Origin of the sequence: Pseudidiomarina aestuarii (assembly GCF_048263735.1) — a bacterium.
Lineage (GTDB): Bacteria > Pseudomonadota > Gammaproteobacteria > Enterobacterales > Alteromonadaceae > Pseudidiomarina > Pseudidiomarina aestuarii_B.
This window is the reverse complement of record NZ_JBLXDX010000001.1, coordinates 998,564-1,017,774: the sequence shown is the minus strand read 5'-3', so window position 1 is coordinate 1,017,774 and position 19,211 is coordinate 998,564. Positions and strand designations below refer to the sequence as shown.

The window sequence follows — 19,211 nt, the reverse complement described above, 5'->3', positions numbered from 1 at the left end:
TCATGCCAGGCGACAACTTGAAGTTTGTTGTTGAACTGATTCACCCAATCGCGATGGACGAAGGTTTACGCTTCGCAATTCGTGAAGGTGGCCGTACAGTAGGCGCAGGCGTGGTCTCTAAGATCATCGCTTAATGTCGCTGAAACTGATTAAAAAGGGAGCCTAAACGGCTCCCTTTTTTGTGAACGGTAAATAGGTAACAGAGAATAGGAAAGTCAAAAGACCAAATACAAAAAAGCGAGATCTGTTTTAGTCTTTTGACTTTCCTATTCCCTGTTCACTATTCACTTTTCACTTTTCACTCCGGTCGTCAAAAAGGTTGACATCATCTTGGCTTCATTCGACTATAGCTAAATAACCACATAAAATTTACATCTCTATAGTGATTAAGCTCATAACTCCATTATTTCTGCTTGTTGTGTCTATGACTGTGGCTGCTCAGCAGACCATCTATGTCGCTGCCTATGAGTTTCCTCCGTACTTTTCTGAGAACACCGAGAATCATATGAGCGGTCAGTTAATAGCGGCATTGAATGCGGAGCAAGACGAGTATGAATTTGTCCTGCAGCATGTGGCACCGAATGCGCGATATGATGCATTGAGTGCGGAGGGCTGCTGCAGCCTAATTCTATTCGAAGATAAAAAGTGGGGTTGGGCCGAGAAAGCGGATTATGCGGTGGCAACAACACAACCGATTAAACTTGGATATGAACGTTTTGTCGCGTTGAAAGAACCAGATCGTGATCAATCATTTTTCACCCAGACTGGACTCAAGTTTGGTGGCCTAGTCGGATACCATTATCCCTTTGCGGGGAATATTACCGACAATGGCGTGTTGGAAAATGAATACGGTATCTATCTCTCGCATTCGCACAGTACGAATCTGAAAATGCTACTAAACAAACGGCTTGATTTGATCATGCTGTATGACGATTACATCGAAGCCATGATTCCAGCAGAGACCCAACAACAACTACTGATTGCCAAGGAACCCTACGACCGCTTCGAACTCGCAGCAGTGGTCAACGAAAAGAAGGGACTAGCGGCAAGCAAACTCGAACAGCTTTTGAAGAAGCTCAATCTCAACGAGTTGCTGAGAATCTCAGTAAATAGTGAACAGTAAACAGTGAACCGAGTCTCTTTCCATTACCTGTTCACTATTCCCTATTCACCGTCACTTAGTACACACTCAGTCCCAGCTTGTTCGCCAGTTCACGAATCATAAACATCCCACGGGCGGAGTTGCCGTAACTATTCAGTGGTGGGCTCCAGGCGGCGATCACGCCGTAGTCTGGCACAATCGCGATAATACCACCGCCAACGCCACTCTTCGCCGGCAATCCGACGGTGAAGGCAAACTGTCCAGATTGGTCGTACATACCGCTCGTACTGAGTAATGCATTAATGCGTTGCGAATCACGATGGGAGGTTATTTGACGTCCGCTGTGTGGGCACTTACCGCGGTTCGCCAAAAATGCCATGCTACGCGCCAATTGTTCGGTCGACATGGTCAACGCGCATTGCCAAAAATAGTGGTCGAGGACTTCTTCAACGTCAGACTCAATGTTGTTGAAGCTCTTCATCAGGTAGGCGAGAGCCGAGTTTCTGGCACCGTGCTCGCGTTCCGATTCATGCACGCGATAATCGACGTACACCTCTTCACTGCCGCAGAGTCCGCGCACCATGCTCAATAATGCTGATTTACTAGCAGAGTAATGACTCACCAGCACGTCGCTGATCAGAATCGCGCCTGCGTTAATCATCGGGTTACGCGGAATTCCTTGTTCCCATTCGAGCTGCACAATCGAGTTAAAGGGTTGCCCGGAAGGCTCCATTTGCACTCGCTCCCACAGTGAGTCGCCCACGCGTTCCATGGCTAACATGAGTCCAAACACTTTCGAGATCGACTGAATGGAGAACGCTTTATCCGCGTCACCGACTGAAATCACATTGCCATCCAGCGTTGCCACGGTTAATGCGCAGTAATCGGATTTCACTTCGGCAAGGGCAGGAATGTAATCAGCAACTTTACCATCGTTCACCGTGAGCGCTTGCTGAAGAATCGACTCCAGCAAAGGCTGTAGGTTATCGGGAGCATGAATAGGCTGCCCGCCGCTGATCACATCGTTGGTCATTCTATCCTTTTGCAGACTTGGCTAATAATGGCTTTAAGAAGCGTGCCGTATGCGAACGCTCACAAGTCACAATATCTTCTGGCGCACCTGCGGTCAAAATCTCACCGCCACCACCGCCGCCTTCCGGACCTAAATCGATGATCCAATCTGCGGTTTTTATCACATCAAGGTTATGCTCGATAATGACAATGGTGTTGCCGTGGTCACGTAAACGGTGCAATACCGCGAGCAGTTGCTGAATATCGTGGAAATGCAGACCGGTAGTCGGCTCATCCAGAATATAAAGAGTTTTGCCCGTGTCACGTTTGGACAGCTCACGCGAGAGCTTCACGCGTTGTGCTTCACCACCTGATAACGTTGTGGCTGATTGGCCCAAACGAATGTAGCTGAGACCAACATCCATCAGCGTCTGCAATTTGCGCGCAATAGCAGGTACAGGCGCAAAGAACTCGTGTGCATCTTCGACGGTCATTTCTAAAACTTCGTGAATGCTTTTACCCTTATAATGAATCTCCAAGGTTTCACGATTGTAGCGTTTGCCTTTACAGACATCACACGGCACATACACGTCAGGTAAGAAGTGCATCTCTACTTTGATCATGCCGTCGCCTTGGCAGGCCTCGCAGCGTCCGCCGCGGACGTTGAAACTAAAACGTCCAACCTTGTAGCCACGTGAGCGCGCTTCTTCAGTGCCCGCAAAGAGTTCGCGAATTGGGGTGAAGATGCCGGTGTAGGTGGCAGGATTCGAGCGCGGCGTACGGCCAATCGGTGATTGGTCGATATCCACCACTTTATCCAAGAACTGCATGCCATCAATTTTCTTGTACGGTGCCGGCTCCGTTACTGTTGCCTTATTCAATTCACGATGCGCGATACGGAAGAGCGTATCGTTGATCAGGGTCGACTTTCCTGAGCCGGAAACGCCAGTGACACAGGTCATCAAACCAATCGGAAGTTTCACTTCAACGTCCTTGAGGTTATTGCCTGTGGCACCCGACAAGGTCAGCCATTGCTTACCCGGCTGATGACGCTGCTCAGGAATGGCGATAGCCTTACGTCCTGACAAATAGTCAGCCGTCAATGAACCTTCGGCATCGAGGATGTCCTCATAGCGCCCCTGTGCGACAATTTGGCCACCATGCACACCAGCACCAGGACCAATGTCGATAACATGGTCAGCGGCTCGTATCGCATCCTCGTCGTGTTCGACCACAATGACGGTATTGCCGAGATCGCGCAAATGCGTCAGTGTTTTCAGTAATCGTTCGTTGTCACGTTGGTGTAAGCCAATAGAGGGCTCATCCAGTACATACATCACGCCGACCAAACCCGCACCAATTTGTGATGCTAAGCGGATACGTTGCGCTTCTCCACCCGAGAGTGTCTCCGCACTGCGCGATAGGCTCAGATAATTCAGACCGACATTCACTAAGAAGCCGAGGCGATCGTTAATTTCCTTCAGGATTTTCTCAGCAATTTTGGCGCGCTGACCATCTAATTGCAGCGTCTGGAAGAACTCCAACGCATCGCCAATAGAGCGGTCGACTACTTGTGGCAGTGTCGTATTCTCGACAAACACATGCCGCGCTTCTTCACGTAAACGTGCACCACCACAACTTTTACATGGTTGTGAAGCGAGATACTTAGCCAGCTCATCGCGCACCGCTTGTGAATCGGTTTCACGATAGCGGCGTTGCATATTCGGGATAATGCCTTCAAATGCATGGCGACGAACCACGCGATCACCGCGGTCGTTCATATAAACGAATTCAATTTCATCGCGACCACTGCCGAATAAGATGGCTTGCCGCTGATCATCGGTGAGCGTTTCAAACGGCTTGTTCAGATCAAATTTATAGTGCTTCGCGAGTGACTGCAGCATTTGGTAATAGTAGAAATTGCGCTTGTCCCAGCCGCGAATCGCGCCGCCAGTCAAACTCAGTTCGGCATTCGTGACTACGCGTTCTGGGTCAAAGAATTGCTCAATACCGAGACCATCACAACTGCCACACGCACCGGCTGGATTATTAAATGAGAACAACCGCGGCTCGAGTTCTTGCATGCTGTAGCCGCAATGTGGGCAAGCGAAGTTAGCCGAGAAAATCATGTTAACCAGCTTCGAGTCAGCATCCATTGGCGCCACAATAGCGGTGCCGCCGCTCAGTTCCAACGCGGTTTCAAAAGACTCGGCGAGGCGCAACTCCAGTCCTTCGCGAACTTTAATCCGGTCCACGACTACTTCGATAGTGTGCTTTTTCTGGAGTTCCAGTTTGGGTGGATCGCTGAGGTCGCAGAGCTCGCCATCAATACGTGCGCGAATGAAACCCTGCGCCGCGAGGTTCTCAAGTACTTTGGTGTGCTCACCTTTGCGGTCTTGAATAATCGGCGCCAAGATCATGAGCTTCTCGCCCTCGGGCATGGCAATGACCTGATCGACCATCTGCGAAATGGTTTGCGCAGCTAACGCGACATCATGTGTTGGGCAACGGGGTTCGCCAACCCGCGCGAACATCAAGCGCAGGTAGTCATAAATTTCGGTAATGGTGCCCACGGTTGAACGCGGGTTATGTGAAGTCGACTTTTGTTCAATGGAAATAGCGGGCGACAAGCCTTCAATACCATCAACGTCTGGTTTCTCCATCAGCGATAAGAATTGGCGCGCATACGCAGACAATGATTCAACGTAGCGGCGCTGGCCCTCGGCATACAAAGTATCAAAAGCGAGTGACGATTTTCCGGAGCCTGAGAGGCCGGTAATAACGACTAATTTATCGCGTGGAATAGTGACGTGGATGTTTTTCAGGTTGTGCGTGCGGGCACCGCGTACTTCAATTTTATCCATAGTCAGACTTCTCTCCGAGGGTTCAAGCGAGAACCCGTTGCAAAACAAACGAGCATTATCGCACAGACGGTTGGTTCTGGTACAATCACCAACGATTTTTTCCAGCGTAGTGAGCATGGCATGTCCCGAACCCAATCAGAACAACACCTAACTCCACTCGAGCGGCGAGCAGCGGGAGCGCTCGCGACTGTCTTTGGGTTACGGATGTTAGGGCTGTTTTTGATCATGCCGGTGATTGCTATTTATGGTCGTGCCTATCCGGACTACACACCACTGCTCATCGGCTTAGCTATTGGTGCTTATGGTTTGACGCAAGCAGCACTGCAAATTCCCGCTGGTCTGCTATCTGATCGCATCGGGCGACGCCCCGTGATTATTGGTGGGCTGTTGATTTTCGCTGCCGGTAGCATGATTGCAGCGACCGCCGATACACTCACGGGCGTCGTGATTGGCCGCGCGTTGCAGGGGTGTGGCGCTATTGCGGCAGCTATTTTGGCATTAGCTGCCGATGTCTCACGTGAGTCCCAGCGCCCGAAAGTCATGGCCACTATTGGCATGTTCATTGGTCTGTCCTTTGCTTTAGCTTTGGTACTGGGCCCACTGTTAGCGGCTAGTATTGGGCTTAGCGGCATTTTTTGGTTTACTGCGGTGTCGGCTTTGCTAGGTATTCTAGTGCTGCAACTTGCGGTGCCGCGGGTGCAAGTGCATGCAGCGAAAGGTGAAGTATTGCCAGCAACGAATCAGCTGCAGGCGCTGTTAAAACATCCACAGTTGTTGCGGTTAAACAGTGGCGTTTTTGTGTTACATGCGCTGCTGACCGCATTCTTTATAGTCATACCCGAGCAACTGGTGGCAGCAGGTTTGGCAGTCGAAGATCATGCTTGGCTCTACCTGCCCACTTTATTGTTGTCGTTTGCTTTGATGCTGCCGATGTTGATTCGCGCAGAGCGCAAACGCCAACAGCCCCTATTTTTCCGCGTTGCCATTTTGCTGCTCGCACTGGCAGTCGTCGCCAACGCCTTTTTCGCCGCGCATTGGCTGCTTGTCGCAGGGGTAATTGTCTTATTTTTCACTGGATTTAATTTCCTTGAGGCGACGTTGCCATCGTCATTAACCCGGTTTGCACCCGCAGGGAACAAGGGCAGTGCCAGCGGTTTGTACGCCACCTTCCAGTTTCTTGGCGCATTTGTTGGTGGCGCGTTCGGTGGTTGGCTACAACAAGAATTTGGCACGATTGGCGTTGGGATTTTTGCTTTGCTGCTGTTACTATGCTGGTTCATGATCACCGTTGGTATGCAGCCGCCGCCACAGCGGGCAAGTGTCAGTTTCAAGCTCGCCCCACTGGATCAACAGCGTGCTGACTTGTTACTGGAAAACTTAGCGGCACAAACCGGGGTTACCGAAGTGCACGTGGTTGCTGCAGAGCAAGTCGTCTATCTAAAAGTAGACAAATCGACATACAATGAAGACCAAGTGAAGTTGGTTTTAGCACCGTATCAAGCGTAAAACAGATTGAATAAAGAGGACTAAGCATGGCAAGTCGCGGCATAAATAAAGTCATTTTGGTGGGCAACTTAGGCGCCGACCCAGAAGTGCGTTACACCCAGAACAGTACCGCTATCGCTAACTTGTCGATCGCAACCAGTGAAGCCTGGAAAGACAAACAAACCGGCGAACCTCGTGAAGTCACCGAGTGGCATCGTTGTGTGGCCTATCGTCGACTGGCAGAAATTGCTGGCGAATTCCTGAAGAAAGGCTCCAAAGTTTATATCGAAGGCAAGCTGCAAACGCGCAAGTGGACCGATCAAAACAACATCGAGCGCTACACGACCGAAATCGTGATCAATGAATTACAAATGCTCGACAGTCGTCCAAACCAAGGTGGTTACGGCGGTGGTCAAGGCGGTCAAGGTGGTCAAAGCAACCAAGGTGGCGGCTACGGCGGCGGCCAAGGTGGACAGGGCGGTCAGAAGCCACAAGGCGGGCAGCGCCAAGCAGCTCCGCAAGGCATGAATCAGAACCAGCAACGCCCAGCGCAAAATGAGCCAGAGCCGTTCATCCCAGACCAAGACTTCGACGACGACATCCCGTTCTAACTGCAGAAAAAAGGCCGCACTTGATGCGGCCTTTAACTTTTTGGACTCGGTGAGACGTGTTTACCAACCGAGTCGTGCGATGACCTGTTGTCGGTCAGTTAATAGTGAGAACGACCAGTTGTTACGTTCACACAGGCGTTCCACAATCCCCAACCCTAATCCATAGCCATGTGATGCTGACTCGTCAGACTGCGCGGATTGCTCACTTTTGCCATTGCTAACTTGATTGTATATGCGTAGCTCCTGCGCTTTGATTTGAATGACAATGGGTCCTTGTCCGTCGAGCGTATACTCGAATGCATTCCGCACTAAATTATTAACGGCAATAGCAAAGGCGTGTGGATAGCCATTGATTGTCGGACTTGCATGTTCTTCGACACTGATATTAACCAATTTTCGGTGCAGCAAATAGCGTTGTTGTTCTATCGCATCAGTCACAAGGGGCACAACAGCGAACTGCTCATTGTCTAATCCGGCGTCGGTTTCGCGAGCGAGACACAAGAACATTTCAATCGTCGTTCTCATTTCGAGTGTCGCCCGTTTAATTCGATCCAACACCTTGGCATCGGCTGCTGACAAATCACGTTGCGCTAACAGCTCAAGCGCACCGGTGATCACCGTAATGGGCGTGCGTAACTCATGACTGGCTGAACTGGTAAAGTATCTCTCCCGCTCAACAAAGGCATTGATGCGCTCGAGATTTTTCTCGATAGCAGCGGCAAGTAAGCCCACTTCATCGTCACCGAAGCGAGTAGAATCGATACGTTTATAGTCTTCTGCCGATACGTGCTCCAAATCGATGTCAGCGACTGCTTTTGCAAGATGCGCCACTGGAGCAATTGAGCGGCGCATCACCGCAACTCCCAGCCCGAAACCAAGGGCACCAAGCGTGCCAACAACACCAGTAATGATCAGGAGGAGCCACCAATCCTCTGCGGAGTCAGCCTCAATTTGAGCAACGTCAAAGACAACAAAAGCTCGTTGCTGGTCGTTGTCAGCGGGTACCACTGCAACGTGCAGTTCGTCGCTCTCAAATTCATGCAGTCCGAAATTGGGATTAGTCTGCGCCCATTCTCTTAACGGCTCGGGCAAGCCGTCAATATTATCGTAACCACGAAGATTGGACGTTAAATCAGGATAGCTTTCCGCAGCATGTTGTAGCTGTTGAGTCATGACTCTGTCTTCGCTCAACCGAACCGCTGCGACGAAAGCGAAACCCCACACGACGCTCAGCACAGCAACGCACATTGCGAATGCAAATGCGACACGCGTGCGTAAGCTGTGTTTATACCTCACTGTGACTCCTCTGCAACTCGATAGCCAATGCGGTGAACCGTGTGAATGAGCGAATTGGCGAAGGGCTTATCAATCGCTTGTCTTAGTTTGTACATGTGGGAGCGCAAAGCGTCGCCGTCAGGACGCTCATCGGCCCACAGCAATGTTTCGAGCGTATCGCGAGTGACAACCGTTGGTGATTCTTCCATCAGGCGTTGTAACAGTTTCATCCCGGTGGGGTTGAGCTCAATCAGCTTGCCGGAACGATGGACTTGCAGTGTAGACTTATTCAAGGTGAGTTCACCAACAGTCAGTAGGTTGTTCATGTTGCTATGACTGCGCTTATACAGCGCCTGCAGTCTCATATGCAATTCCTGCAAAGCGAATGGCTTGACCAAATAGTCATCAGCTCCAGCTTCGAACCCCATTAACTTATCGTCGAGTGTGTCTCTCGCGGTTAGCATAAGCACTGGGGTATTTAATTGTGCTTCCGCTCGTAGTTTTTTGCAGAAGCTTAAGCCATCCATCCCGGGTAGCATCAAATCCAGCACCATAACGTCGAAAGCATGAGTCAATGCCAGGTGCATCGCGCGAATACCATCATAAGCAAAGTCCACAATATAACGATGCTGTTCCAGATAGTTTGCAATGTTCTCACAAATGTCGCGGTTGTCTTCAACAATCAACACGCGAATAGGCACCGCATCTTGCGCGTGCACCATAAGCATTCCTCTTTACCAAGCGTAATCGAATCTCAGACCAATTAAGGGCTCTGCTTCGCTGTCATCGGAAACCAAAACTCCGCGGCGGTAGTCGAACTCAGTATCATCACTCGAAGACGCTGAGGTAACGTTGATGACGTCAAGAAAAGCAGTGACATCAACCGGTCCAACTGCGCGCCGATAATCAACACGTACGTTGACTATACCTGAACCACTTTTCCGGCCCACATTACGTTCAATAATTTCTTTGGAATAGCGTAACGGTTGGCCGGGTCCTAACACATCGGAGTGAATGATAAATCTATCATCGGGTCTTCCTGATAGATATTTATAGCGTCCGGCAACTTTCCAGCGATCGTTGATTTCCCAAGTTAAGCCGAGGGTAGCAACATGATCGCGACTGAAATCAGCAGCTACCTCACCACGGCCGTCTTTCCGATCGACGACTGCATCGTTGTAGGAATACGTGGCCGTAGCATAAAGGCCGTCGCGAATGGTTCCGTTGACAACGAAATCGACGCCATAGGAGTGACCTTCACCGATGTTTGCATAGGTGCCGTTCGCTCGATCGAGATCGACAACAAGGTCGTCAAGGTTTTGGTAATAGGCTTCGGTCAACAGCGACCAATTGCTAGTCGGGAAATATTTGAATCCGATACTACCGTGAGTGATTTTTTCAGTTTTCAGGTCATTGGATTCGTTTGCAGCAAGTTCTAAGTACCGAGGCGACTGAAGAAAGCGTCCTGCAGTGGCGAAATAACGGATTTCTCGGTGTGGTTGCCAGTTGACGCTGAACCGCGGTGATATCGAAGTTTCATCCGCAAAACCGTCTCGTTCGAATCTTAAACCAGTGCGGAAATCCCATTCGCCAACCTCAAACACCTGATCGGCATAAGCAGCATAGCTGGTTTCTTTCCGAATTATTGCAGAGTTAAGATGCTCAGGAGTCAGGACAATATAGCGCTGCTCGGGGTCTGGACGAAAATCATCGTCGTCGTAGACAAAGCGGTTCCAATCACCATCTAAGACCGTGTTGTAATCGAGCTCGATTTGCGTGACACGAAGACCAGTACTGAATACGCCCCACTGATTCAATGTTTCAAAATCGCTGCGCCAACCGATTTCCGTTTCATCTTCGCCAATAGTAATAATGTCCTCGCGCACCGGATAACTCGAAGCAGGGGAACCTTCAGGGACAAGATCGGGAAATGCCTCGCCCTCAGAACTGATTTTGTCGCTTGAACGATAGTAAACCTTGTTGGTCCAGACCGCAGATTCGCCGATTAAAGAACGCAATGTGAATCCGTATAAATCACTATCTTGTTCGGAGTCTTGCAGCGCAGCGTCTTCGAAATTAGGTGATGCGGCCACATGGGTGACGTCGCGAGTATAATCCTCATGCGTATCGATCAGAAGCAACTCAAACGTATGATTCTCATTGATTGGTATGACTGATTTGATAATGATATCGCGTAAGACAGGATCGCCAATGTCGAGCTCTTCAATGGTTTCAAATAACGCGCCGAAGTCGAGTCGTCTAGCAGAAAAGAGCAAGGTTGCATCGTCAGTAATAGCGACTGGACCGTCGTAACCCACTTCATACCCTGCAAGGTCGTAGCGAAAACTTGCAGATGGACTTGGGTTTCCGTCAGCCACATCTAGCTTAAGAAGTGATGCAGCACGACCTCCATACGCAGCTTCCCAGCCGCCCGGTGAAAACTCAGCACCACTAATCACGTTCGGAGCGAAAATCGAGAAGCGGCCACCACCGCCGACATCTTCTTCTTCACCTAGAGTGGCATCAAAATGCACGGCTTTATCAAAAGGGAAGTCATCAACAAAGAGCAGGTTATCTCGGGGGCCACGGCCGCGGACACTGAAACTAGCGAATTCACTCGCGGAAGCTAAGCCCGGCAAACCGTCCAAAGAAAGGAGTGGATCAGCACCGCCACCTACAGCACTTCGTAAGGCTTCACGATCAAGGTAGGTACTGGAAGCTGATGCAAATGTATCCGTCTGTTGGCCGCGAACAACAACTCGCTCAATGTCAGCTTCCCTGAGTTTGAATTCCAGTTTGACATTTTTGCGCGTGATCACGCGTACGCTGGGTTCATATAATGAAGCAAACCCGCTCTTTTCGATGTTGAGAGCGTAAAGGCCAGGATCTAGCTGATCTACCACGACACGACCTAGCTCATCTGTTTGAAGGACTCGAGTCGCAGTGGTTTCTCGTTCTTCTATCGTAATCTGCACGCTAGAGATAGGACGATCCGTCACTTGATCTTTAATGATAAGAGTCAGTGCGCCAGGTGCCTCGGCTGCGTGCGCAAAAAATGGAAATCCGATTAAAATCACCCACAGCGTCAACCACAATGGCTGTTTCAAATGCTTGTTCATATGCTACTCCCAACACCTACTGTATTTAGTTGATGAAACGCTGCGAGTCTAGCAAAGCAAATGTGACCAAAAAGTCGCCAAGTAGCGCTTTGGCTAGATTCGACTACACTTGTGCTGCGGTAGCTTTCTACTACACACAAAGGATCTGCTATGCGAGTTTTTGTTTCTTTCAGTACGATGGTTGCCCTCAGCTTTTTTGCAGTAAGCTGCGGCAAAGCACCCGAGAGCCAGGCGCCCACTGAAACGCCAGCGGCAATAACCCTGCCGACCTACAGCGCTCAAACATTTTTTGATACCACCACACTTTATGGTTCGTCGATTAATCACGACGGCACGGCCGTGCTCGTGACCAGTGATGAGAGTGGTATTTTTAACGTCTACAGCTATCCACTCGATGGCGGTGAGCCGACGCAATTGACCAGCTCAACCACCGATGCCATGCGAGGTGTCAGTTGGTTTCCGAATGATGGTCGGATGCTGTTTACCGCAGACCAAGGCGGTAATGAGCTGAATCACGTTTATGTGCGTCTAGAAGATGGCACGACCCAAGACCTGACGCCGGGAGAGAATCTGAAGGCTATGGTTGCTGGTTGGCATGAAGATGATATGCATTTTTACGTCATGACCAATGAGCGTGATAATCGGTTCTTTGATGTTTATCGATACAGCACAGACGATTTCAGTCGTGAGTTGGTGTACGAAAATAACACCGGTTTTAATGTGGAGTCGATTAGCCCGAACGGGCGTTATTTGGCGCTGAGCCGCACCAATTCCAATGCTGATTCCGATCTGTTTTTGGTGGATCTGCAAGCCGCAGGCACTGAGCCTAAACTCATTACGCCAACCGAAGGCAACGTGTCTCACAGCGCTTACACCTTCACTGTCGATAGCACCAAACTGGTTTACGGCACGGATGGTCACGGCGAGTATTATCAAGCTTGGGAATATGACATCGAGCAAGATGCGCATGCGCAGTTGTATGAAGCGGCTTGGGATGTGTCGTTCTTGTATTACTCTGAAACCGGTCGTTATCAGGTGGTGGGTGTAAATGCTGATGCGCGCACTGAATTGTCGATTTATGACCAGTCTACTGGCGAAAGAGTAGCATTACCGGAGCATCCACCGGGTGATTTGCGGGGCGTGAATTTCTCACAAGACGAAGACACCATGGTGTTCTACGTGAACTCGGATGTCTCACCATCGAACTTGATGGTATGGAATGTCGGTAGTGACTCGGTGGCGCAGCTTACTAGCACCTTAGCGACAGAAATGGATCCAGACCATTTAGTGCAAAGCACTGTGGAACGCTTCCCCAGCTTTGACGACTTAACGATTCCAGGTTTGCTGTATAAGCCTCACCAAGCCAGCGCCGATAATAAAGTACCCGCCGTAATCTATATTCACGGAGGTCCGGGTGGGCAAACGCGTCAAGGGTATAGCGCGATGGTTCAGCACTTGGTGAATCATGGTTATGCCATGTTTGGCGTGAACAACCGCGGTTCATCCGGCTATGGTAAAACCTTCTTCCATTTGGATGATAAGCGCCACGGTGAAGATGATCTGCAAGATATCGTGTACGGCAAAAAGTATTTGCAGACGTTAGACTGGGTCGATCCAGACCGCATCGCTGTGATGGGCGGTAGTTATGGTGGCTATCTCACCATGGCAGCACTAGCGTTTACCGATGAATTTGATGCGGGTATCAATATCTTCGGCGTCACCAATTGGGTACGTACTCTTGAAAGCATTCCGCCGTGGTGGGAAAGCTTCCGTCAATCACTGTATGACGAGCTGGGTGACCCTGCTACCGATATGGAACGCTTACGTCGCATCTCGCCGCTATTCCACGCGGATAAAATTAAAGCGCCTGTTTTAGTGGTTCAAGGTGCGAATGATCCGCGCGTGTTGCAGGTCGAGAGTGACGAAATGGTCGAAGCCATTCGAGCCAATGACGTACCCGTCGAATATGTATTATTCGAAGACGAAGGTCACGGCTTTGCGGTCAAAGAAAACCGCATTGAAGCCCAAGAGGCGTATCTGCAGTTCCTGCTAAAACACCTCTGAGTGCAGTGAAATGTGAATAGTAAACAGTGAACTGATTCGTTCGGTTCACTGTTTTCTTTTCACTGTTCTCTCTTCACTTTTCACCGTCTGTCAGGTTATGCTCCGCCGCGATGCGATCGAAGTATTCGAGGACTTGTTTCGCGTACGAGCGTTTTGCTACATAGTCGCCGTGGAAGAAGTTCTTTTTGAAGCCATAGGCGACCATGTCTTTGAGACGTTTCAGAGGCACATCGACCGAACTTAACGCTAGCTCATATTCCTGCGTGACGGTAGTGCGTGACACCAAGCGATTGTCGGTGCAAATCACGGTAGCTAAGCGATTGGCGTACATGTGTTTGAAGTTGTGATTCTTCACATCGCCGATAGCTGGGTTGGTTTGCAGGTTGCTGGTAATACAGACCTCAATGGCAATGCGACGATCCGCAATGAATGACGCCAACCGGCGGGCATAGTCGGTTTTGTCGGTAATGGCTGGGTCTTGAATCATTTCCGGTGAGAACAATGAGTAGCCGTGACCAAGACGGTCGGCATAGCATTGTGTGAGCGCTTCAAAAATACTCTCCGCACCATAAGCTTCACCTGCGTGAACCGTTTTCAGTAAAAAGTTCTGGTGTGCGTATTCGTATACTTCTTTAAAGTCATGCGCAGGATAACCCATTTCTTGACCCGCAATATCAAGCCCAACAATGGGCAGACCTTCTTCATCACGCAAGCGCACGCTGGCGCGGATCATTTCCATCGCAGCAGTTTTAATGACTTGTTTGGGTTCGTGGTCGCGCAACATTTGGAATAATTGCGTGTAGTAGGGCGAGAAACCCTTCTTGCCAAACATGCGCATGGCGCAATTGATAATGCCATAATCGAACGGTGGCTTGTCGCCATTTTTAACCGCAGAAGAATTGTTGTACTCAGCTTTAGCGCGGGCTAGACCTCGATTGGTGGTGTGCATGACCGTATCAAAGTCGATGCCGTGCGCTGGATCCATCATTAATTGCGGTGCAAAGCGCACTTCAATGTAATTCACACCCTCAGCGAGGTTATCGACGGCAAGTTCATACGAAGCTTGTTCAAGGTTCTCCATATCTCGTAACACGGCACAGGTATACTGAAAGCCGTTTAGGTATTCGCCGAGATTGTTGTATGACTCTTTGAATACCAGCTCATAGAGGCCATCAACAGTATATGAGGGCAGCTCAATGTTGCTGCGCTTCGCCATCTCAATAAGACCTTCTGGACGCAAGCTACCGTCAAGATGCAAATGCAAGTCCGCTTTCGGCATGGCTTGCAAAAATTCACGGGAATATCGTGGTGACTGAGTGGTCATAGCATCTCCTCGGTAGGGTTGGGTCCGTACAATTGCGTCATAATAGCAAATTTCGGCTTTGCAATCATGCGAGAATATCAGTATAAATCGAGGACAATTAACGCTTTTTTTGACAACTTCGATCACACACCATGGCATCTCTTTATTTTACTTACTCGGCAATGAATGCGGGCAAAAGCACATCCTTGCTGCAGGTTGCACATAATTATGAGGAACGTGATCAACGCGTTCTCCTGCTGACTCCCGCCATTGATGATCGGGCAGGGAACGGCAAAATTGCCTCGCGTTTGGGCATTGATCGGCAAGCGCTGGCGTTCTCCAATACCACTGATTTGGCTGCACTCATTGAGGCGCGTCACCGCCAGCAAGCTATTGACTGCGTGTTGCTGGATGAAGCCCAATTCCTGTCAGAAGAGCAGGTGTGGCAGTTGACTGATGTGGTCGATCGTATCGATATTCCGGTGATGTGCTATGGCATTCGGACCGACGCGTTTGGGCGCAACTTTCCAGGTAGTGCGGTGTTACTGGGTGTTGCCGATAAAGTTTCCGAAATGAAAACCATCTGCCATTGTGGTCGCAAGGCGACCATGAATCTGCGAATAGACGAACAAGGCAACGCCGTGAAAGTGGGCGATCAAATCGCGATAGGTGGAAATGATCGGTATGTCAGCTGTTGCCGTAAACATTGGAAGGAAAAGTTGGATAAAAACTAACGGATTGTTGGGTTGTCCATAGTGTAAATTTCCCAGTTTTATCAACCAGATTGTTCGCTTTTTCAGTGGTTCAGGTCTAGAGTTAGATGGACTAACTGCGAGGAAATCTATGAAGCTGGCGCCCATTCCACATAATGAGCAACAACGACTCGCTATGATACGCGAGCTCGAACTCATTGATTCTAAGCCAAACCCAGTCATTGATAAGATTGTGCAGATGGCGCGGGAGATCTTTCAGGTCGAATTTGCGCTCGTCAATATAATTGATAAAGACCAAAGCTGGTTTAAAGCCACTGCGGGATATGATGGCAAAAGTGCGAGTCGAAAGGATTCTTTTTGTACTCATGCCATTGCCAGCGACCAAACGCTGGTTATCCCCGATGCCACCAAAGATGAACGTTTTCACGATAATCCCCACGTCGCCATTGAGAATGGTGTGCGCTTTTATGCCGGTGCAAATTTAACGGTAGAGGGTGACATTAACCTCGGTTCTCTCTGTGTGTTTGATTCCAAACCGCGTCAATTTACGGAGCAGGAAGGTCGGTGGCTCGAAGTACTCGCAAGCTGCGTAACCGATGAAATTCTTAAAGAATACCAATACGAAAACTATGCAGCAGAACGTGACGTTTTGGCTCAAGGGCCTGTTGTTGCTGTGGTTTGGGAAGTTGAGCCCGATGTTAATCTGATTTATGTAGCCGAGAACGCCAAACGAATCTTGGGCTACGATGCAGCCTATTTATTACGCAAAGATGTGCCCTACGAAGCCATTGTTCATCCTGATGACCGCGACGAGTTGTTGGCGCGGATGCAAAAGTTGATTGACGGTGTCGAAGTTTTTTTGGAAATGGATTACCGCATTGTCACACCGCACGAAACCGTCCGTTGGGTGCATCATTTCGCGCGGGCTGACAAAGACCACAACAACAAAGTGATGCGCGTGCGTGGCTATTTGCTCGATGACACTAAAGGTAAACGTCTCGAATTAGAATTGTTGGAGGCGAACCGTAGCTTCGATTTGGCGCTAGCGGTTGGTGAGCTATCTACGTGGGACTGGGATCTTGAAACGAATGCTGTTGACGTCAGCCACACGTGGGAAGAGATGCTTGGAATTCCTGAATCACAAGCCGATTCACGAGGTTGGATGAAACTGCTGCACCCAGACGATATCGAAGCAGCGAGACAAGCGTTGTTTGCTCATATTCGCGATGAAACTGCGCGTTTCGAAACACGATTTCGACTACGTCACGCTGATGGGCACTATATCTGGTTGCACTCCGTAGGTCGTGTAGTGCAGCGTGATAAACAGCGAAAAGCACTGCGCATCGTGGGGATTCATCATGACATCACCGAGCAGGTTGAGAATGAACGCATTCGCTCCCAGCAGGAGGCGGTGCTGAGCTTAGTTGGCCAAGTTCAACATGACTTTTTGTTGGTCAAAGACTTTGCTTCGGTCTGCCAAAGTACCCTCGACCGGCTGCTTGATCTAACAGGTAGTCAGCTAGGTTTAATCGGTGAGCTACCGCCGCAAGCTCGTCAGCGAAACCTACTGTATTTGCATGGTATGCGAGGTGTTAATGAGCCTACCTTGACGAACGAAATTACTGACAAGCTAGTCAGTCAGGGCGTTGATGTAGCTGTATCGGGAGATATCATTAAATCGGTGTTAGTGCGCGGTGAACCCATTATTTGCAACGAGCCAGTGTCTCTTCTCGAAGCTGAATTTAAACCATTGCAACTCCCCGAATTTAAGAATGCTTTATTTATTCCAGTGTACTTTCAACGCGATGTTATTGGCATGCTGGTGCTTGCTAACGCTGAGTATTATGAGCGCGAGCAGCTCTATATGCTGCAACCACTGCTCAACACTCTAGGTACGTTGATGCATATGCGACGTGTCGAAGAAGAGCGGGAGCATGCCGTTGCCGAACTGCGTCGTTTAGCAACCACTGATGAGCTCACGGGGTGTGTTAACCGCCGCGTATTTCTGGAGCAATGTGAGCTGCGCTTCGACGAATTAAAGCGATATAAAACTCCGGTGAGTGTTGCGGTTATCGATTTAGATCATTTTAAAAAGGTCAACGACACCTACGGTCACGCGGCAGGGGATGAGGTATTGAGAAAATTTGCAGAGCTTGCCCGCGAAGAATTACGTGAACTCGACGTATTAGGTCGCTTAGGTGGCGAAGAGTTCGCTATTTTATACCCATATACAGATAGCGACAAAGCGTTACAGGCAACAGAGCGATTGAGAGAGCGATTAGCTACATTGACGATTCCGTTTGAACAGCGGGAATTAAACGTCACAATGAGCGCTGGAGTTACTGAATTGTCCCCCGAAGAAGCGGATATTGATCGTTGGATTGCCCGTGCCGATGCAGCTCTCTATGCGGCAAAAAATGCAGGTCGGAATCGCTGTATCGCGTCAGATAAGGTATAATCGTCGTCCATCCGTGATCTGCATGATCGATTGAACGATAGAGCAAGAACAGAGGCCTCATGACGACAACCCAACTCACCATTGCAACCCCTGATGACTGGCATCTTCATTTACGTGACGGTGACCTTTTAGCAAATACTGTACCCGCCACAGCCGCAGTGTTTCAACGGGCTGTTATCATGCCGAACCTAGTGCCACCGGTGACTACAGTTGAGGCCGCTACTGCTTATCGTGAGCGTATTTTGGCACAGGTTCCGGAAAACATGACCTTTGAGCCATTGATGGCACTGTATTTGACTCAAACGACTACTGTCGAAACGATTCGCGCTGCTGCAGAAACTCCTTTCGTAATTGGCTTTAAGCTATATCCATCAGGCGCGACCACCAATTCTGACGCTGGCGTGACCGATGTCGCAGCATTGGGGCACTTGTTTGAGGTGATGGCAGAGTTACAAGTACCTCTGCTGGTCCATGGTGAAGTAACGGATGGAGATATTGATATTTTTGATCGTGAGAAGATCTTTATTGACCGTCATTTGCGGCCAATACTCCAACGACACCCGCAGATGAAGCTAGTTTTAGAGCACATCACCACTAAAGACGCGGTCGAATTTGTTAAGAGCATGGGTGACAATGTGGCAGCAACCATCACACCGCAACATTTGTTAATGAATCGTAACGATTTACTGGTGGGTGGAGTACGTCCGCATAACTATTGTTTACCTATCCTTAAGCGTCGAGAGCATCAATTGGCGCTAAGAGAGGCTGCCGCGTCGGGTAATCCAAAGTTTTTCTTGGGTACCGATTCCGCACCACATGCGCAATCGAAGAAAGAGAATGCATGCGGTTGCGCGGGCTGCTACTCGGCTCCAGCAGCACTGCCGCTCTATGCAGAATTCTTTGATCAAATGAATGTTTTGGATAAATTAGAAGGGTTTGCTAGTTTTTATGGTGCCGATTTCTATGGTTATCCGCGAGCGACCAGTCAGGTAACGTTAGAGCGTGATACTTGGTCAGTTCCTGAACAGGTCGATACCGCTGTTGGTCCAATGGTGCCGTATTGGGCTGGACAGCCTTTAAAATGGAGAGTTTCAACATAATTGCAACGTGGTACTTAACAATATAACAGCGTAAAAAGTCGCTTTGAATCGTGGCGATATGCTTCATTTGTAGGCATACTATGACTATAACAAGAATTATAAATTG

Annotated in this window: 13 protein-coding genes and 1 pseudogene; 8 read left to right on the top strand and 6 right to left on the bottom strand. The window is 49.4% G+C overall.

The features are described from left to right. Both tuf and ACN0S4_RS04670 read left to right on the top strand, forming a co-directional pair. Positions 1–134, top strand: a pseudogene (gene tuf, locus ACN0S4_RS04675) (elongation factor Tu); the annotation flags it as partial. A gap of 290 nt (positions 135–424) precedes the next feature. Continuing rightward, on the top strand, positions 425–1,123 hold the full coding sequence (locus ACN0S4_RS04670) for an amino acid ABC transporter substrate-binding protein (protein ID WP_417656534.1): 699 nt from the start codon (positions 425–427) through the stop codon (positions 1,121–1,123). A gap of 55 nt (positions 1,124–1,178) precedes the next feature. Here ACN0S4_RS04670 and glsA read toward each other — a convergent pair whose 3' ends face one another. Both glsA and uvrA read right to left on the bottom strand, forming a co-directional pair. Further along, positions 1,179–2,135, bottom strand: a complete 957-nt coding sequence (gene glsA / locus ACN0S4_RS04665; RefSeq protein WP_417656533.1) for a glutaminase A — start codon at positions 2,133–2,135, stop codon at positions 1,179–1,181. Between the two features lies 1 nt (position 2,136). After that, positions 2,137–4,977, bottom strand: coding sequence for an excinuclease ABC subunit UvrA (gene uvrA / locus ACN0S4_RS04660; protein ID WP_417656532.1), 2,841 nt, complete (start codon positions 4,975–4,977; stop codon positions 2,137–2,139). Between the two features lie 120 nt (positions 4,978–5,097). Between uvrA and ACN0S4_RS04655 the strand changes: the two genes are divergently transcribed. Continuing rightward, on the top strand, positions 5,098–6,483 hold the full coding sequence (locus tag ACN0S4_RS04655; RefSeq protein ID WP_417656531.1) for an MFS transporter: 1,386 nt from the start codon (positions 5,098–5,100) through the stop codon (positions 6,481–6,483). Between the two features lie 26 nt (positions 6,484–6,509). Then, a complete protein-coding gene (ssb, locus tag ACN0S4_RS04650) occupies positions 6,510–7,073 on the top strand; it encodes a single-stranded DNA-binding protein (protein ID WP_417656530.1) in 564 nt (187 codons plus the stop codon). Positions 7,074–7,133: 60 nt separating this feature from the next. On the opposite strand, the gene ACN0S4_RS04645 is transcribed toward ssb, so the two are convergent. Genes ACN0S4_RS04645 through ACN0S4_RS04635 form a run of 3 tightly spaced genes read right to left on the bottom strand, consistent with a single transcriptional unit; the run spans position 7,134 to position 11,467 of the window. Next, the gene (locus tag ACN0S4_RS04645) at positions 7,134–8,369 is read right to left on the bottom strand and encodes a sensor histidine kinase (protein ID WP_417656529.1); all 1,236 of its coding nucleotides are present in this window, start codon (positions 8,367–8,369) and stop codon (positions 7,134–7,136) included. Continuing rightward, a complete protein-coding gene (locus tag ACN0S4_RS04640) occupies positions 8,366–9,043 on the bottom strand; it encodes a response regulator transcription factor (protein WP_417656566.1) in 678 nt (225 codons plus the stop codon). Before ACN0S4_RS04640 ends, ACN0S4_RS04645 begins: the two co-directional genes overlap by 4 nt. 39 nt (positions 9,044–9,082) lie before the next feature. Beyond that, positions 9,083–11,467: a TonB-dependent receptor gene (locus ACN0S4_RS04635; RefSeq protein ID WP_417656528.1), complete on the bottom strand. Its 2,385-nt coding sequence runs from the start codon at positions 11,465–11,467 to the stop codon at positions 9,083–9,085. A 150-nt stretch (positions 11,468–11,617) separates the two neighbouring features. Between ACN0S4_RS04635 and ACN0S4_RS04630 the strand changes: the two genes are divergently transcribed. Continuing rightward, positions 11,618–13,531 carry an alpha/beta fold hydrolase gene (locus ACN0S4_RS04630; protein ID WP_417656527.1) on the top strand — a complete coding sequence of 638 codons (1,914 nt, stop codon included), beginning with the start codon at positions 11,618–11,620 and terminating at the stop codon, positions 13,529–13,531. Between the two features lie 73 nt (positions 13,532–13,604). Here the strand turns inward: ACN0S4_RS04630 and ACN0S4_RS04625 are convergent, their stop codons facing one another. Continuing rightward, positions 13,605–14,855 (bottom strand): adenosine deaminase family protein, encoded by a 1,251-nt coding sequence (locus ACN0S4_RS04625; RefSeq protein WP_417656526.1) that lies wholly within the window; start codon positions 14,853–14,855, stop codon positions 13,605–13,607. A 131-nt stretch (positions 14,856–14,986) separates the two neighbouring features. Between ACN0S4_RS04625 and ACN0S4_RS04620 the strand changes: the two genes are divergently transcribed. The 3 genes from ACN0S4_RS04620 to pyrC all read left to right on the top strand — a co-directional run bounded on the left by ACN0S4_RS04620 (position 14,987) and on the right by pyrC (position 19,105). Then, positions 14,987–15,568: a thymidine kinase gene (locus ACN0S4_RS04620; RefSeq protein ID WP_417656525.1), complete on the top strand. Its 582-nt coding sequence runs from the start codon at positions 14,987–14,989 to the stop codon at positions 15,566–15,568. Positions 15,569–15,677: 109 nt separating this feature from the next. Continuing rightward, entirely contained in the window at positions 15,678–18,005 is a 2,328-nt protein-coding gene (locus ACN0S4_RS04615; protein WP_417656524.1) for a diguanylate cyclase, read from the top strand. Positions 18,006–18,064: 59 nt separating this feature from the next. Further along, positions 18,065–19,105: a dihydroorotase gene (gene pyrC, locus ACN0S4_RS04610; RefSeq protein ID WP_417656523.1), complete on the top strand. Its 1,041-nt coding sequence runs from the start codon at positions 18,065–18,067 to the stop codon at positions 19,103–19,105. Positions 19,106–19,211 lie beyond the last annotated feature (106 nt).

Excerpts from the sequence above, each read along its gene's own strand:
- ACN0S4_RS04670 (WP_417656534.1), top strand. The coding sequence starts at position 425 with ATGACTGTGGCTGCTCAGCAGACCATCTATGTCGCTGCCTATGAGTTT.
- ACN0S4_RS04655 (WP_417656531.1), top strand. The coding sequence starts at position 5,098 with ATGTCCCGAACCCAATCAGAACAACACCTAACTCCACTCGAGCGGCGA.
- pyrC (WP_417656523.1), top strand. The coding sequence starts at position 18,065 with ATGACGACAACCCAACTCACCATTGCAACCCCTGATGACTGGCATCTT.
- ACN0S4_RS04625 (WP_417656526.1), bottom strand. The coding sequence starts at position 14,855 with ATGACCACTCAGTCACCACGATATTCCCGTGAATTTTTGCAAGCCATG.
- ACN0S4_RS04635 (WP_417656528.1), bottom strand. The coding sequence starts at position 11,467 with ATGAACAAGCATTTGAAACAGCCATTGTGGTTGACGCTGTGGGTGATT.
- ssb (WP_417656530.1), top strand. The coding sequence starts at position 6,510 with ATGGCAAGTCGCGGCATAAATAAAGTCATTTTGGTGGGCAACTTAGGC.
- uvrA (WP_417656532.1), bottom strand. The coding sequence starts at position 4,977 with ATGGATAAAATTGAAGTACGCGGTGCCCGCACGCACAACCTGAAAAAC.
- ACN0S4_RS04620 (WP_417656525.1), top strand. The coding sequence starts at position 14,987 with ATGGCATCTCTTTATTTTACTTACTCGGCAATGAATGCGGGCAAAAGC.
- ACN0S4_RS04630 (WP_417656527.1), top strand. The coding sequence starts at position 11,618 with ATGCGAGTTTTTGTTTCTTTCAGTACGATGGTTGCCCTCAGCTTTTTT.
- glsA (WP_417656533.1), bottom strand. The coding sequence starts at position 2,135 with ATGACCAACGATGTGATCAGCGGCGGGCAGCCTATTCATGCTCCCGAT.
- ACN0S4_RS04615 (WP_417656524.1), top strand. The coding sequence starts at position 15,678 with ATGAAGCTGGCGCCCATTCCACATAATGAGCAACAACGACTCGCTATG.